The sequence below is a fragment of the Paenibacillus gansuensis genome (assembly GCF_042684925.1).
Lineage (GTDB): Bacteria > Bacillota > Bacilli > Paenibacillales > DY6 > Paenibacillus_N > Paenibacillus_N gansuensis.
On record NZ_JBHUME010000003.1, the window covers coordinates 21322 to 36963 of the forward strand.

At 52.0% G+C, this 15642-nt stretch carries 14 protein-coding genes; all 14 read right to left on the reverse strand.

The window, feature by feature from the left end:
- Positions 1-69: 69 nt before the first annotated feature.
- Complete coding sequence (gene spoIIE, locus ACFSUF_RS03745) at positions 70-2565, reverse strand: stage II sporulation protein E (RefSeq protein WP_377600298.1); 2496 nt, start codon at positions 2563-2565, stop codon at positions 70-72.
- A 364-nt stretch (positions 2566-2929) separates the two neighbouring features.
- On the reverse strand, positions 2930-3847 hold the full coding sequence (locus tag ACFSUF_RS03750) for a CPBP family intramembrane glutamic endopeptidase (protein WP_377600300.1): 918 nt from the start codon (positions 3845-3847) through the stop codon (positions 2930-2932).
- A gap of 72 nt (positions 3848-3919) precedes the next feature.
- A complete protein-coding gene (locus ACFSUF_RS03755; protein ID WP_377600302.1) occupies positions 3920-4426 on the reverse strand; it encodes a S1 domain-containing RNA-binding protein in 507 nt (168 codons plus the stop codon).
- 144 nt (positions 4427-4570) lie between these two features.
- Positions 4571-4888: an FtsB family cell division protein gene (locus ACFSUF_RS03760; protein WP_377600304.1), complete on the reverse strand. Its 318-nt coding sequence runs from the start codon at positions 4886-4888 to the stop codon at positions 4571-4573.
- Between the two features lie 18 nt (positions 4889-4906).
- On the reverse strand, positions 4907-5476 hold the full coding sequence (yabQ, locus tag ACFSUF_RS03765; protein ID WP_377600305.1) for a spore cortex biosynthesis protein YabQ: 570 nt from the start codon (positions 5474-5476) through the stop codon (positions 4907-4909).
- On the reverse strand, positions 5473-5754 hold the full coding sequence (gene yabP, locus ACFSUF_RS03770) for a sporulation protein YabP (RefSeq protein WP_377600385.1): 282 nt from the start codon (positions 5752-5754) through the stop codon (positions 5473-5475). The genes yabQ and yabP overlap by 4 nt, the downstream gene beginning before the upstream one ends.
- Positions 5755-5816: 62 nt before the next feature.
- The gene (locus ACFSUF_RS03775; RefSeq protein WP_377600307.1) at positions 5817-6092 is read right to left on the reverse strand and encodes a hypothetical protein; all 276 of its coding nucleotides are present in this window, start codon (positions 6090-6092) and stop codon (positions 5817-5819) included.
- Positions 6093-6197: 105 nt separating this feature from the next.
- Positions 6198-6470, reverse strand: a complete 273-nt coding sequence (locus ACFSUF_RS03780; RefSeq protein WP_377600309.1) for an RNA-binding S4 domain-containing protein — start codon at positions 6468-6470, stop codon at positions 6198-6200.
- Complete coding sequence (locus tag ACFSUF_RS03785; RefSeq protein ID WP_068605323.1) at positions 6470-6742, reverse strand: HU family DNA-binding protein; 273 nt, start codon at positions 6740-6742, stop codon at positions 6470-6472. The genes ACFSUF_RS03780 and ACFSUF_RS03785 overlap by 1 nt, the downstream gene beginning before the upstream one ends.
- 114 nt (positions 6743-6856) lie before the next feature.
- The gene (locus ACFSUF_RS03790; RefSeq protein WP_377600311.1) at positions 6857-8350 is read right to left on the reverse strand and encodes a bifunctional methyltransferase/pyrophosphohydrolase YabN; all 1494 of its coding nucleotides are present in this window, start codon (positions 8348-8350) and stop codon (positions 6857-6859) included.
- Between the two features lie 7 nt (positions 8351-8357).
- Entirely contained in the window at positions 8358-9983 is a 1626-nt protein-coding gene (locus ACFSUF_RS03795) for a putative polysaccharide biosynthesis protein (protein ID WP_377600313.1), read from the reverse strand.
- 158 nt (positions 9984-10141) lie between these two features.
- Positions 10142-10684 (reverse strand): stage V sporulation protein T, encoded by a 543-nt coding sequence (gene spoVT, locus ACFSUF_RS03800; RefSeq protein WP_377600315.1) that lies wholly within the window; start codon positions 10682-10684, stop codon positions 10142-10144.
- Between the two features lie 325 nt (positions 10685-11009).
- Positions 11010-12068 (reverse strand): peptidylprolyl isomerase, encoded by a 1059-nt coding sequence (locus ACFSUF_RS03805; protein WP_377600317.1) that lies wholly within the window; start codon positions 12066-12068, stop codon positions 11010-11012.
- Entirely contained in the window at positions 12055-15576 is a 3522-nt protein-coding gene (mfd, locus tag ACFSUF_RS03810; RefSeq protein WP_377600319.1) for a transcription-repair coupling factor, read from the reverse strand. Before mfd ends, ACFSUF_RS03805 begins: the two co-directional genes overlap by 14 nt.
- Positions 15577-15642: the final 66 nt, after the last annotated feature.

Below are 15642 nucleotides of genomic sequence, written 5' to 3' on the forward strand. Positions count from 1 at the left end.
ACTCTAGTATACCATAGGTTGTATCGTAAAAAGAAAAGAGAACCGGGCAAGAGCCGGCCCCCTTCTATCTTAGCTGACGATCTTCGGCCGTTCCAGCCGGGACATGCCCGGCCACCGCAGCGGAGACCATTCCGGTTTATGCTTTTGCACGCGCGCCACCACTACGGTCATGTCATCATGAATCGAACCCTCATGATAACGAACGGCCAGATCGATCAGCTTGTCCGCCATCTCCTGCGGGTCGCCGTCCTCCAGCTCCTGGATAACGCGCTTCATCCAGAGTTCTTTGTTCACGGCGTGGCCGGGTGCGTCATAGATGCCGTCGGTCATCATAACAAGCACATCGCCGGGCTCCAGCTGGCGGGTAATCAGGTCGATGTCAATGTCCTGAATGATACCGACCGGCAGGTTGTTGGCATGAACGGGGATCACCTCGTCGCCCCGTTTAATAAAGCTTGGCGTAGAGCCGATCTTTACGAAAGTCGTCTTGGCGCTGTATTGGTCGATGAGGGCGACGTCTACCGTCGCGTACATCTCGTCTGTGGAGCGCAGCAGCAGCACCGAGTTGACCGATTTGACGGCAAGCTTCTCGTCCATGCCGGAATCCAGAAGCTGCTGCAGGATGTTCAGAGCGGTGCTGCTTTCCGCGCGAGCCCGCTCTCCGTTGCCCATGCCGTCCGAAATCGCGACGGCAAACTTCCCGTTGTTCAGCTCTGCCAGGCTGAAGCTGTCACCCGAGAGCAAATCGCCTCCTTTGGCGGCGCTGGCAATGCCGGTCTCCACCTCGTATTCCTTGGCAGAGCCGAACACCACCGTATAATAGCCGGTTCCCTTGGCTGAATACTGTTCGCTCTTCACGGCGATATGCTCGCCGAGAATGTCCGTAAGCAGCGGCGCGATAATCTTTCTGCATTCATCAAATCCTTTCGTATACTGATGGATAATCTCAATTTCCACATTCCCCGGTTCCAAATTGATGACATCAATACTGTGAATGGACAGCCCCAGTTCCTCCAGCGTCTGCCGGATTTGCTCCTCCTGAAGAAACAGCTCCTGCCCTTCCCTGCGGATTTCTTTCGCCAGATCCTCCATGACCTGGGATACCCCGTACAGCTGATCGGCTACGATCTGCCGACTCTCCTGAATTTGCTTTTTCCAATGAAGGTCATGCTGATATAAATCGTACTGCTGCTTCATCTCTCCCAGCACCTGTTCAGGCTTCTGGCAGGCATTCCTCCAAGCTACAGGGATCTTCCGGTTCTTCATCCCCGGATCCCGCTCAATGTCCGTCATCGCCTCCGTCATAAACGAATAAGTCCGTTGAAATTTACTGCCCCAGCATTGGGTGGACCGATGGCAGCCGTCGCAGGTTTTCGCCGCCACCGCATTCATGAAATGGCTTACCTCTGCAGCGCGGTCCGGATCGGCCGCCGCTTCTTGAGTCAAGGGAACAAAGCTTTTGGATAACTCCCTGAATACTTCGGAGAACTGCTGTACCCGTCCGGCCGTAAGATCCCGGATCCGTTTGGCGTAATCGTTCTGCGAATTCATGTGCTCTTGAGTGCCCGGCACGTATTTGGCAATCGTCTGGATCACGCTTTTCGGCGTCATCAGAAACAGGGCCACCGCTACTACCGATTCCCAGGTAGAACTCATCACATCCGTCTGATTTCCAATATACACCGAGAGTATGGAGGAACCGAGCAGCATGCCCAGCCCCACCGCCATCCGTCTCCCCTCCTTGAGCAGACCGGCCAGCATCCCCGCAAAAGCGAGCAGGCTCATTTGATAAATGGCGTCCACCCGGGCCAGGCTTAGAATGAGACCTGTAATGACCCCCACCGAAGCCCCCATGGGCGAGCCGCCGACCAGCGCAAACAGGAGAATCAGATAGCGGGACATAATATGCTCTGTGGAAAGCCCCCCCAGCTTCCATCCCACCATTCCCGTCATCACCGATGCCAAAAGGATGATCAGGCAGATAATTTCCTCATTTTTGAGATTGTAATTTTTACGGGATAGCGTGAATACGGGAATCGCCTGAATAAAGATCAGTGTGAGCACCAGACTCAAAACCGCCTCCACCACGGCCATCGCCATCGAATACCAAGTTAACCCCCCCGTCACTATGAGATAAAAGGTGTTTACCAGCAGTGTCGAGGTGAGGACCAGGACCGGCGCGAATGAAATTTCCGCTCTTTCGAACCTCTCTAACCCCTTCAGTAAGAAGAAAAAAACCGCCATCTCCGCCGCAATAATCCCTATGTGCATCTGTTCGGCAAACAAACTTCCGGCAAGAAGCATCCCTGCGGAATAGAACAACAAATCTCTTCTCAGAAAGTAGATGACGGCAAAATAGGCAACCGCAAAGGGGGCCAGCTGCTCTAGGATCATAGCCCTGCCTAGCAGAAATGCCATAGCCAGAAGAATGATAGACCACTTTTTGGCTGCCACTGCCTGAAACAAACGGTTTCCCATGAAAACTCCCTGCCCGCTTTGCATCAGCTTGTCCGATACCTTTGCCCATTTTTCCTCTGCTCCTGCCATAAATGTTTTTGCCATCATCAAGCACCACCTTATCGAATTTGGTCTCTCTATTATAGGTAGGCTCTATCATAAAGTTTGTCAGAATCAGGTAGTAGACTCAAAGTTTTTTCCGACAAAAAAGGCTTGCCTGCAGAAATCCAGCCTCATATCCCGCCCTGTGCGGAAAGTCTTCCAGGCAGAACCTGACCAACTTAGGCTCTATGTCCCTGCCCTTTGTCGCCGGCCGGCTCCATTCGAGGCTGAAAACATCCCTCATTTGACAACATACGCTGTCGACTCGATGAAATGGCGAAATCGTATTATGGAAGGTTCATGCGAAACCAGCGTAACCTCTATTAATTTGGACAAAAAAAAGCCCGGATTTCTCCGGACCTGCGTTAATTTATTGATCGATCCTATCAGATGAGGCGGAAATGGGAAGCGTCTGCGGGGTCCGGGCGGACGTGCCCGCGATCCACACCACTGCCGCAGCGGCAGCGAGAACTACCGTTGTCATAAAGCTTCCTTCCGCACCGAACGTCCCGCCTGCCAACAATCCCTCCTGAACATCCAAGATCATCATCGACTGCCCGGTTGTACCGGAAACAGCGAACCCGTAAATATTCCCCTGGAACAGGTTCCATGTGAAATGAAGGCCGATCGGAACCCAAAGCCCGCCGGTGAACTCCCTGCATAGAGCAAACAGGATGCCGACCAGAAACAGATTGATGACCGGAAAAGGCTGTTCAAACATCCCTGGATTCAGGCTGTGCAATATCGTGAAGACGAGAGCCGACCCTATGGCCGCCGCCCGTGCTGAAAACTGCTGCTTCAACAGTCCGTATACATAACCGCGGGAGAACAGCTCCTCACTTACTGCTACAAACAGGAACAACAGCATGCATCCCAGAAAATGATTCAAAAAGGAGGTGATTGGTACGGATTCCGTCACGGCAATGCCGCGATAAACCCAAATAAGCAGAAAGCTGCATGTAATCAGGATGATTCCGGCCGAGGACCCCACGATAAAGTTGGATGCGAGCTTCTTCTCTTTCCAGCCGAGCGGCCAGCCTTTCTTTCGTTCGAACGCGGTATACATCAGGATTACCGCCGTAATAAATGCAACGGCCTGAACAATGCCGAACACGATGTTCGTTGCATTCAATTCGTCAGCTTCCTCCATTATGCCGTTCAGGTCTCCCCCGTTTAAGGCCATGAGCACCACACCCGCCGGGATCATCAGAACAGCTGCAATGAAAAAAGCAACCGCAATACACATAGCTGCTTTCCCCAGGGAAATCCCCCATTTAGTCCATATCATGATTGCCTCCTTAAACGAAAAACCGCAGCGCTGGGCTGCGGTTTTCATGTGTGAGCGTATAACGCTGAAGGGTTATACCCGCTTGGCACCGCGTCCGCCGCGTTTGCCTTCGGTATTCTTCTTGAGTGAAGAAATGCGCTCTTCGCTATCTTTTAAAAAGCGGGACACTTTATCCTCGAAGCTAGGTTTACCAAAGCTGGGCTTGCTTGCAAATCGGCCTCCGCGGTCGCCTCCGCCTCTTCCGTCACGGTTAAAACCGCCGCCGGCAGGTCTGTCGGACCGAGGGGCTCCGCCAGCCGGTCTGTCAGGACGGAATGGTCTTTGCTGCTGCTGTTCCACAGGCTTATCAACCGCTTGCTTGATCGATAAACCAATCTTACCGTCCTTGTCTACGTTGATCACCTTAACTGTGACCACATCTTCCATCTTCAAGTGGTCTTTAACATCTTTTACATAGTTATCCGCGATCTCCGAGATGTGTACCAGACCGGTCACTCCTCCGGGCAGTTCAACGAACGCTCCGAAATGAGTAATTCCGGTAACTTTGCCCTCTAACTTGGTGCCTACTTCAATTGACATAGAATAAAATGTTCCTCCCTTAAGAATTTGCAAACCTGAGTAGAAGCTGTTTCTCCGGCCATGGAACACAAAAAAGCCGACTATGTTGATTATACCGCACGTGAAAAGGGAGGTCAACCGAACACCCCCGAAAGGGGCCCTTGCCTACTCTTTCGGCCGGGTAACCTGAATCGAAGTCTCTCCCGGCAGCGACATACCCAGATCTTTACGCGCTATTTGCCCGATATATTCCGGATCGTTCAACCGGTTCAACTGCAGCTTCAATTGTTCACTCTGCAATTCAATATCCTTCTGCTTCTTCTGTAACGCCTTCAGCTGTGAATGCGTATCGTTCATCTTGGAGCCTTGTCCGACCAGAGTAGATCCTGCCCATGCGATAAAGCAGATCATTACGAACAAGTATAAACGAAGACGCTTGCGCAGGCCTTTCTGTTCACTAGTCTTCTTTGTTTGTCCAGCCATGAAGGGAAATTAAGCCTCCTAGAACGGGCGCTTCCACTTTCCTTGTAACCATATTCTGAACTTATGAAACCAGGAAGGAAGTACCCAATATTTATGTAAAGGTTGAAGTATACGCCAGATCAGTCTAAATACAGGCCCTATCAATTGTAGCACAATCTTATAAACGAATATAGTGATTGCTGCGAGAAACCCTAGTAGTATGACAATCAGCTTGTACAATGCGCGCAGCGGCATCAGGATCAGGATCCGGAAACACTTTGCGCCGAACCGCAGCAGGGCTCGTACAACCTGAATCAACCATAACACAATTCGGACCGTTATAGAACCGATCAGCCAAAAATAGAACAATACTCCCAAAACCAGACCCAAAAAGACAAAAAGTCTGATTTCACCCTGATTGCTCGCATAGAGAACCCGGAAGACAAAGATACAGGAGAACACCCAATACACCAGATCCATGAGGGAGAGGACCCATCGGGGCAAACGAAGCTCGCGGCAGACGACCCTGTAAGCGTCATAGACCACGCCGAGCAGCACCCCGCTCAGGGCCATCATGGCAAAGGTATAAAATTGAGTATGGAGGCTCACTTAAACAGCTTCCCGAGGAATCCCTTGGATTTATCCTGGGAGTTTGCATCGATATAGCCCAGAGAGTGGACATACCCCTCAATGGCGACCAACCCTTGCTCCAGGCTTAAATTTTTGATGTGCAGATTTTGTCCTTTGATGGCCATAAAGCCGCACTCGGTTTCCAGAAGGAACTCCTCGCTGTCAAAGCTTTCTACGTTCAGTACGCCTGAAACTTCCAGCAGCTTCCGGTTCAGCATTTTGACTTCCTGGCGTTTGTTTTTGCCATGGTCCATCATGTTCATAGCATGTACCCCTCCTCTTCTAGTCATAGATTATGGGGCCGTGCCGATTTTTAGAACTATCTTCTTTGAGGCAGCTGGTAAGCGATGAACGAAAGGGCGCCAAGGAAAAGCCAGAACTCCAAAATAGCGTACAGCTGTCCGGTTGACAGGTTATGCAGCAGCATATACTCCCCTCCGTGTCCCTGAACTTTCAGAAAGACCATGAACGCGTTGAGGAGGAAAAAGACCATCAGGCTGATGCACAGCTCCTTCTGCCGGTGTTCTTCCTGATCACATCTAAAATAAAGCAGGCCGATACTGAGCCCGCAAATGATAAATACGAGTAATTCCATCACATATCCCTCTTTCTGCCGGCCAAGGCCGGTCTGAAGTTATATGATGTATTACCCAAAAAGAAACAAGCTGATTGCCCCGGAGGACCATCAGCTTGTATTCATTCATTCGGAATCCGAATCTTTATGCGATTCTTCTTTCAGTAAAGTATACATATTGGCCGCTTCTTCCTTGCGGCTGTTCTCCGACAGCTGCTCCACACGGACGGTCACGCTTTTCTGGCCGAACCGGATCTTCAGTTCATCGCCGGGTTTGACGGTGCTGCTTGCTTTCGCATCCCTGCCGTTGATCCAAACCCTGCCCTGATCGGAGACATCTTTCGCGACGGTGCGCCGCTTGATCAATCTGGATACTTTAAGAAATTTATCAAGACGCATTATTTTACGGCTTCTTTAAGTTTGTTGCCTGCTTTGAATGCCGGCACTACGGATTCAGGGATGCTGATTTCTTTGCCTGTTTGCGGGTTGCGGCCGGTACGTCCGGAGCGCTTGCGGGTTTCGAACGTGCCGAAACCGATCAGTTGTACTTTGTCGCCTTCTGCTAGAGCATCTGTAATTTCGCCAAGGAAACCGTTAAGAACTGCTTCAACGTCCTTTTTAGTCAGGCCGCTTTTGGTAGAAATGTTGTTGATCAAGTCTGTCTTATTCATGTGAAAATCTCCTCCTAAGTGCATCCATCGAAATTGGTTTGATGACGCTTTACGCCTACTTATTCTTGGTCCTTGGGGAAAATCCTGCTAAATGATGCGATTTCGTGAAAAATATTATGTGCGGGATTTGGCTTCATTCCACCAACGGTCCATCTCTAGTAAATCAGTTTGGTCAAAAGATTTGTTTGCTATACGCAGCTGCTCCTCGATATAGGCAAATCTTTGGTAAAATTTCCGGTTCGTCGCGGTTAGGGCTTCTTCGGGATCGATATCGAGGTATCTCGCGACATTGACGACAGCAAACAGCAAATCTCCCAACTCTTCCAATGTATGCTGGGTATCGTTGCTGCCAGAGGCTTCCTGCAGTTCCTGTAGTTCCTCTTTGATTTTGTCGTATATATCATTGATGTTGTCCCAGTCAAAGCCAACCTTGGCTGCTTTTTTCTGCACTTTGTAGGCCTTCATCAGTGCGGGCAGATCACGGGGAACGCCGGACAAGACGGACTGCTGCTCCGCTTTGATTCCCTTGCGCCGCTTCTCCTCGGCTTTCATCGCTTCCCAGTTTTGAAGAGCCTCTTCGCTGTTGCCGGCCTCTGTTGTACCGAATACATGCGGGTGGCGGAACAACAGCTTCTCGTTTAGGGTCTGAATGACGTCGTAAACGGTAAACGTTCCGGTCTCTTCTTCCATTTGCGAATGGAGCATCACCTGAAGCATCACGTCGCCAAGCTCCTCGCACATCGCCGCAGGGTCATCGTCGTCAATCGTCTCCAGCACTTCGTACATTTCCTCAATCAGATTCTTGCGGATACTTTGGTGCGTCTGCTCGCGGTCCCAAGGGCAGCCTTCCGGACTGCGCAGGATCTGTACGATTTCATGAAGGCGTTCGAAAGAACGGTTCCGCAGATCGGCGCGGTCGCTGCGGGGTACCCAGATTAGAGAAAGATTGCCGTAGCCTTCGATCCGGTCCAGCTCGTGCAGCGGTATGGTTTGGATGATTTCCTCTTCCGCGACCCCCAGGGCATGTCCTACTACTACCTCGTAGTCGTCCGGGTATACCTCCATCAAGCTCAACTTCACATCGGATGCGGTGTATGTATCATAAACCTGAGCGATCAGTGTGTGCATGGACGAGCGCAGCTGGCCCGCCGATAGGGTACCGGCGTCGAGAAGCTGGAACCCGTCAATCGGGTCGAAGCCGAAACGGTTGAACGCCTCGTCCAGGAAGCTTTCACCGCCCAGCACTGTCAGTTCTACGCCCCGTTCAGCGGATTGTGCGCGAAGCAGCTGAACCGTGGATTCGGCTACCATCGGGTGACCCGGGACAGCATAGATGATGTCCGTCTTGAGCGATGCCGCCGTGTGAAGCAGTTCCGCCGCGATGGCCTCGTATACTTCCGGAAACGAGTCCTTCGCTTCGTATACATGATCGAACGATTGATACGTGATCGCGTTCTCTTTCAGAAGCTGTACCATCGGGTGGCGTTCGGTTCGCAGGTACAGGCGTTCCGCCTGCTGGAGCCGTCTCCAGATGCCCAGCGTCAATTGATCCGGGTCGCCGGTTCCCAGGCCGACCACGGTAATTCGGGCGGATGTAGTCATCGTCATGCGCCTCCTAGGTTTGGGATGGCGGAAGGAAACGTAACTTCCGCAGAATGAGCAGCAGCTTGCGCGATTTCGGTACGCGCGCCAGCTCTGCCTCGGTGACGGCGCGGGTGCGCAGGGCGACCGCGCCGTAGACGGCGGCGCCGAGCGCGATGCCCAGCAGCGCGAGCGCCGTCATGTTCAGCCGCGCCGGCAGCTCAGGCGCGGCGGCGGACACGGCCGCGTTCCACGCCAGCTGGAACGCGAGCAGTACGGCCGCCATGGCCAGCGCAGCGGCGGCCGGGCGGATCAGGGCGCGCAGCTGAGTGCGCGCGCCCGTATGCTTGGCCAAGGCGCGCAGATTCAGCGCGGCGGCCAAGGCAAAGGCGAGCACAGCGGCCGCGGCGGCGCCGTCGATCCCGAAGAACGGGATCAGGGCGAGGTTCAGGCCGATCTTGGCCGCTGCCGCCGCAAACAGATGCACCGCGGGCGCCTTCACCGCTCCGGCTCCCTGCAGGAGCGCGCCGGAGATGATGTTCAGCGAGCTGAACACCGCGGTGAGAGCCAGGAGCGCCATCGTCGCAGAGCCCTCGGCGTTCGTGTATAGCATGACGTTGATCGGCACCGCGAGGACGGCCAAGCCTGCGGCGGCCGGCAGCGTGAGCAGCCACGTCATGCGCATCGCTCCGTCAGCCTGGGTACGGACGGCTGACTTGTCCCCCCGAAGCTTCGCTTTCGCTATGGCGGGCACAAGCGCCACAGATAAGGAGCTGGCCAGCATCGCGACCAGCTGGGTTAACGGCAGCCCGCGATTATATTCGCCGAACCTGTCCATGACGCCCGTCTCGCTCAGCCCCTGCAGGGCGAGCAGCCGCGGCATCGTAAAGGAATCCGCAATACTCAGGATGGGCAGGGCAATTGACCCCAGACAGATGGGAATCGAATAGGCCAATATCGTTCGGGCCAGCTGCTTGCGGCCGATCCGCCTCTCCTCCGGCATCACACTTAAGTCTTTTCCGCCTATGACGCTTCTTATCGATCGATGGTGCCGGGCCCAATAATACAACATAACTCCTAACCCTGCTAAGGCACCAGTAACCGAACCGAACGTCGCGCCGGCGGCAATCACTTCATCCTGACGATGCTGCCCAAGAAACCACAGCAGCAAGCCCAGCATGGTCGCCACACGGATCAGCTGCTCTATCACCTGGGATACGCCGGTGGGCATCATATCTCCAAGTCCCTGAAAATATCCTCGGATGACAGACATCATCGGAACGATAAGAAGGGCAAAAGATACGCTCTGGATCGCCAGTTCCGTCTTCCGGTTACCCATCCAGCCTGCAATCAGCCCCGCTCCGAAGTAAAGCAGGAGAAATCCTGCTAACCCGGAAGCCGAGAGAATGAACAAGGAAACTTTAACGACATCCTGCGCCCCGCTCCGGTCCCCCAAAGCATGGCGCTCAGAAACCATCTTGGAGACTGCGATCGGGACACCGGCGGAGGATATGAAAAGAAGCAATACATAGAACGGATAGACCGTGTTGTATATGCCGTAGGCAGCATCTCCCGCCAGGTTCTGCAACGGGATCTTCTGCAGCGTACCGATCAGTTTGGAAGCCATCGCTGCGAGGCCCAGCACCGCGGCTCCTTTCATCAGGCTGCCTCTCGCGGCAGCGGGCACTCGTGCTGTTTTCATCCTAACGCCCCTTCTGTTATGAACACACCCCTTCATTATACCTGTTTATGCCGCTATTGAAAAAGGCTCCGCGCCGGTGGATAGAAAGCCGGTGGAAGCCGTGTGGTGTTTATTTATTATTGTTCCATTTGTTTGGCAAGGAACCCTGCAGCCGTTTCAGCCATTTTGGTTTCCATTTGGCCCATGTTTGCATTCTCGTCTTTACTTAACAGAATTACGGTGCCGATCGGGTCTCCGCCGGCGACGATCGGAGCGATTACGAACGATCCGTACGCTTCCGCAGCCCCTTTAACCACTTCGTATTCACCGCTGTTGGTTTCAAGAATGCTTCTGCGGCCTTCCATGCAGCTTTCCACGATGGAACCGACTTGCTTGTCCAGGAAATCCTTCTTGGATCCTCCTGCCACGGCAATCATGGTATCCCGGTCCGATATCAGTGTAATATGCCCTGTGCTTTCCGATAGCGATTCGGCATATTCCTTAGCGAAGTCACCCAACTCGCCGATCGGCGAATATTTCTTCAAAATGACTTCCCCGTCACGGTCAACGAAAATTTCAAGCGGGTCTCCTTCACGAATCCTCAACGTACGGCGAATTTCTTTAGGGATAACGACCCGCCCGAGGTCGTCGATCCGGCGAACGATTCCAGTAGCTTTCATACTCTTGTTGCCTCACTTTCCTTGAAGGTTTGGATACGACTGGGATCAATGACAATGTTCTATTTCATAAGGAGGAGTAGGTGACAGATATTGAATATCTGCCCATAGTATTCAACTGCTCCCAATTGCTTATGCACACGACCGTAATTTTCCACTTATGTACGGCCATTGTAGGTGCGGCCTCCGCGTTTACATTATGTCCATAATCATCTAAATTACCCTGCAATATTCCCTTGTCCCAAGTCCGAAAGTATATCATACACCGTTTTGCACCCCGAGGCAAAAAAAGGAACCCCCACAGTGCGGAGGTTCCTTGGTAAAGAGCTTATTTCGTTGTCGTTCCCGAATTCGTAGAACCGGAATCGGTTTTGCCGCCGTTGGTAGAGCCTTGGTTCGCTCCGCCCTCAGTGCCGGTTTTTGGCGCATCCGTTTTCGGCGCTTCTGTCTTAGGCAAGTTCGTCTTTGTGATCAGTCCAGGCAGTTCCTTTTCAAGGAACGTGGACATTTGCTGCCCTGCAAGGCTTTCACGAAGTTGATCCTTCACAGAATCATACGTTCCTTCAGTACGCTTTTCCACCTTCATGACATGGTAGCCGTAAGAAGTCTCCACCGGATCGCTGACTTTGTTCAAAGGCAGCTCGATGGCAGCTTTCTTGAACTGCTCTACCCATTGGGATACAGGTGCATCCGCATAAAGGCCGCCATTCTCCTTCGATCCCGGATCGTCAGAAAACTCTTTGGCCAAGGCTGCAAAGTCGCCGCCTGCATTCAATTTCGCTTGAATGTCTTTGGCTTTTTTCAGTGCTTCTTCCTTTGTCAGCTTCTTGCCGGTTTCTGCATTTTCAAAAGCAACAAGGATATGTCTTACGGAAGCTTTATCGTAATAATGCTTGTCCGTCTTGGTATTCGTTTCGAATTCTTTCTTCATGTCTGCTTCTTTCACCTGGGTACCCATGTAGGACCGGGCCGTTTCATCCAGCTGAAGGAAATCCTGTATATCGTCTTTCGTTAACTTCTTTGCTTTGAGCTGCTCTTCCAGTGTCGGCTTTTGAGACTCATAGTACTTCGTGATTTCAGCCATTTGCTCTTTTGCCTTTGTCTCGGACTTCTCCTTCAAGGACTTGTCCGCTCTGTCATTCAAAATACGGTAAGCAATCAGCTGCTTCAGCATACTTTCCTGAACGGAAGCTTCTGCCATCATTTGCTCATAGGATGGATTGAACAAGGTAACAACGCTTTTAAATTTGTCAAAGTCTTGGGCCGTAATTTCGCCGTCTTTATAAGTGGCAACCACTTGGGCGTTTTCTTTCGTTTTGCCGCATCCTGCAACCAGTGCCGCAATAAGCACCAGAATCAGAATGCCGAACGCTTTATTTCGCAACATTTTGTAAGACTCCCTTCGATTTTAGAACCGCTTCGTATTCCTGCAGGAACGTTTCGAGGAGCACAAGCGCCTCATCCGGTTTCAACCCTTTGCTTTTCAGCCTGATTTCAATATGGGGACCGGAAACGAGTTTGACCCGGCCTTCAAATTTCGTGCCGATGTCGAACAGCTTCTGCCCGTCGATCTTGTCATTCATGCTTTCGCTGATCCGAAGAGTAATGTCGTCGCCTTTCTGTGACATGGTCTCAATAGCGTACCGATTGCCGTACACCTTCAACCGCGCGACCGTCAGGAGCCTCTTCACGGCATCCGGCAAATCCCCGAACCGGTCAACCATCTCTTCATGCAGGTCCGAAGACTCTTCCAAACTGCGGATATTAGCGACCTTTTTGTAAATCTCAATCTTCTGAATACTATCATAAATGTAGTCGGAAGGTAAATAGGCGTCGATGTCCATGTCGATCTGAGTAGCCCATTCCTTCTTCTCGACGGCAGGGCCGCCCTCCATCTTCGCTTTGCGTTCAGCGATTTCATCGGCCAGCATCTGCGAATACATATCGAATCCTACGGACGCGATAAAACCGTGCTGTTCGGCTCCAAGCAAATTCCCCGCTCCTCGGATGGATAGATCCCTCATCGCAATCTTAAAGCCGGACCCGAGCTCCGTGAACTCTTTGATCGCCTGCAGACGCTTTTCCGCCACTTCCGTCAGAACCTTGTCCCTTTGATAAGTGAAGTACGCATAGGCTACCCGGTTGGAACGGCCTACCCGTCCGCGCAGCTGGTAAAGCTGGGACAACCCCATTTTGTCGGCATCATGGACGATAAGCGTATTTACGTTAGGGATATCTACACCCGTTTCAATAATGGACGTACTGACAAGGACGTCATACTCCCCGTCGAGGAAGTCCAGGATGGTGCGTTCGAGCTCCTGTTCCGACATTTGCCCATGGCCTACGCCAACCTTGGCATCCGGAACGAGCGCAGAAATCTGCTCCGCCATTTGTTGAATTCCTTGAACTTTGTTGTACAAGTAGTAAACCTGCCCGTTTCGCGCCAGCTCCCGCTCTATGGCTTCTCTTACAAGCGCAGTGCTCATCTCCACAACATAAGTTTGAACCGGAAACCGGTTCTCCGGCGGTGTTTCGATGACAGAAAGGTCCCTTACACCCAACATGGACATGTGCAGCGTGCGCGGGATTGGCGTGGCGGTCAAAGTCAGCACGTCTACATTCGTTTTGAGCCGTTTCATTTTTTCCTTATGCGTTACACCGAAGCGCTGTTCCTCGTCGATAATCAGCAGCCCTAAATCTTTAAACTGCACATCCGCGGAGAGCAGCCTGTGTGTTCCAATCAATACGTCGACCGTTCCCGCCTTGACGCCTTTAATGGTTTCGTTCTGTTCTTTCTTGGACCGGAACCGGGAGATGACCTGGACATTAAAGGGATACCCCGAGAACCGCTCTTTGAACGTTTCGTAATGCTGCTGGGCCAAAATGGTCGTCGGCACAAGAACAGCTACCTGCTTACCGTCAATCGCCGCCTTGAAAGCCGCGCGGATGGCCACTTCCGTCTTGCCGTATCCTACATCACCGCACAGAAGGCGATCCATCGGGCGTGACTTCTCCATGTCGTCCTTAATCTCGCTGATGGCGCGAAGCTGATCCCTTGTTTCGTCATAAGGGAACATCTCCTCGAATTCATTCTGATAAGGCGTGTCCTTGTTAAAAGCATAACCGGGAGCTGCCTGGCGATCCGCGTACAGCTTGATCAAGTCGTCTGCAATATCTTTGACGGAGGCTCGGACTTTGCTCTTTACCCGATTCCATTCGCTGCCGCCCAATTTGAACACTTTCGGCTCTTTGTCCTCGGAACCTACATATTTCTGTACCAGATCGATCTGTTCGATCGGTACGGAAAGCTTGTCGCCCCCGGCATACAAAATATGAATATAGTCTTTATGGATTCCATTGATCTCCAAGGTCCCGATGCCGACATACTTGCCGATCCCATGGTTCACGTGAACAACATAATCGCCGACTTTCAGCTCGGTGTAACTCTTGATTCTCTCGGCATTCTCTATCTTTTTGTCTACTTTCCTGGCCTTGCGCTGTTTCTGGGAGAACATCTCGCCCTCTGTCAGCACAATGAGATGAATAGACGGAATTTCAAACCCGGACTGCAAGTTGCCATTCAAAATTTCAGGCTCATCGATATGATAATCCGCCAGCACCCGTTTGACCCGTTCTACCCGTTCTTCTCCATTGGCCAGCACGATGACCCGGGCCCCGCCTTTTTTCCAACGGTCCATTTCCGTTTTCAGCAAATTCATTTGCCCGTGGAAATCCTGCATTGCACGAGCCATGAAATTCACTATGTTTTGAGGCTGAGTATGAGGAACCTGCCTCAAAAACAAGGAAAGAAAAAGTGTAGAATGTGAACGGTGATAGAGTACGGCATCCGCATTTTTGGCGATAACGAAGCCCGGCAGCGACTGTCCGTCCTGCAGGAGATGGGTAAACCACTCTGCCTCATCCTTTTCCAGCTGCTTTGCCGTTTCCAGCAAACGCGAAGGCTCATCCATCAACACCAGAGCATCTGACGGCATATAGTCGATAAGCGTCTTACGCTCCGGGTAAAGCAATGAGGCGTACTTATAGATGCCGGGGAAGAAGATACCTTCACGCAGCATTTCCATATCCTGCTTAATACCTTCATTCAGCTTCTGCCTTGCCTGGCGGTCCGTCATTTTCTCCAGCTGCTTCTCTAGCAGCTCGCCGGCATGCTGAGCGGCATTTTTGAACCGCTTCAGATCTGCGATCAGCTCCTGGCTCGGCAGGATTTCCAAGTTCGTTAATTTATCGGTCGACCGTTGATCAGCAACGTCAAACGAGCGGATAGAATCGATTTCCTCATCAAACAATTCAATACGGAATGCTGTTTCCGCCGTAAGCGGGAACACATCGACAATCCCCCCGCGGACACTCATCTCGCCTTTCACTTCGACCCGCTCCGCACGTACGTACCCGATTTCCGTAAGCCTGCGAATCAACTCCTCCAGCTGGATTGTTCCTCCTACTTGGAGCCGGATAGTTGAGTCAGCGAAAACTTCAGGAGAAGGAAGAAAGCGCCGCGCCCCCGCATACGGCACAACAACCACGCCTTTAAAGCCCTGCGACAGCGCTGACAGGGTATCAATCCGCTGTGCCAGCGTTTCGGGGCTTGAGATCGCCGCTTCCGTTGCCATCAATTCGTTGGCCGGATAAAGCAGCACTTGATCCTCTTCAAGGCATTCGTATAAATCCTCTGTGATCTTCTGAGCCGAAAACATATTATGCGTTATAATAAAAATAGGCCGGTCCAACTCTTGCAGCAGCGATGCGATCATGATTTGCCGGGATGAACCGACCAGGCCCGAGATCAGCTGTTCTTTCATCCCTTTGCGGACACCGGTTACAATCGACTGAAAATCGGCGTCTTCCCTGAAGGCTTGAATCAATGTTTTCAACTGGTAATGGCACCCCGTTCATGTTACTCAAGTAGGTTTGAGAGTCGGTATTTCTTTTATACCAAA

Coding starts and splice junctions, on each gene's coding strand:
- spoIIE (WP_377600298.1), bottom strand. CDS start 2,565: ATGATGGCAAAAACATTTATGGCAGGAGCAGAGGAAAAATGGGCAAAG.
- ACFSUF_RS03750 (WP_377600300.1), bottom strand. CDS start 3,847: ATGATATGGACTAAATGGGGGATTTCCCTGGGGAAAGCAGCTATGTGT.
- ACFSUF_RS03755 (WP_377600302.1), bottom strand. CDS start 4,426: ATGTCAATTGAAGTAGGCACCAAGTTAGAGGGCAAAGTTACCGGAATT.
- ACFSUF_RS03760 (WP_377600304.1), bottom strand. CDS start 4,888: ATGGCTGGACAAACAAAGAAGACTAGTGAACAGAAAGGCCTGCGCAAG.
- yabP (WP_377600385.1), bottom strand. CDS start 5,754: ATGATGGACCATGGCAAAAACAAACGCCAGGAAGTCAAAATGCTGAAC.
- ACFSUF_RS03775 (WP_377600307.1), bottom strand. CDS start 6,092: ATGGAATTACTCGTATTTATCATTTGCGGGCTCAGTATCGGCCTGCTT.
- ACFSUF_RS03780 (WP_377600309.1), bottom strand. CDS start 6,470: ATGCGTCTTGATAAATTTCTTAAAGTATCCAGATTGATCAAGCGGCGC.
- ACFSUF_RS03785 (WP_068605323.1), bottom strand. CDS start 6,742: ATGAATAAGACAGACTTGATCAACAACATTTCTACCAAAAGCGGCCTG.
- ACFSUF_RS03790 (WP_377600311.1), bottom strand. CDS start 8,350: ATGACGATGACTACATCCGCCCGAATTACCGTGGTCGGCCTGGGAACC.
- ACFSUF_RS03795 (WP_377600313.1), bottom strand. CDS start 9,983: ATGAAAGGAGCCGCGGTGCTGGGCCTCGCAGCGATGGCTTCCAAACTG.
- spoVT (WP_377600315.1), bottom strand. CDS start 10,684: ATGAAAGCTACTGGAATCGTTCGCCGGATCGACGACCTCGGGCGGGTC.
- ACFSUF_RS03805 (WP_377600317.1), bottom strand. CDS start 12,068: ATGTTGCGAAATAAAGCGTTCGGCATTCTGATTCTGGTGCTTATTGCG.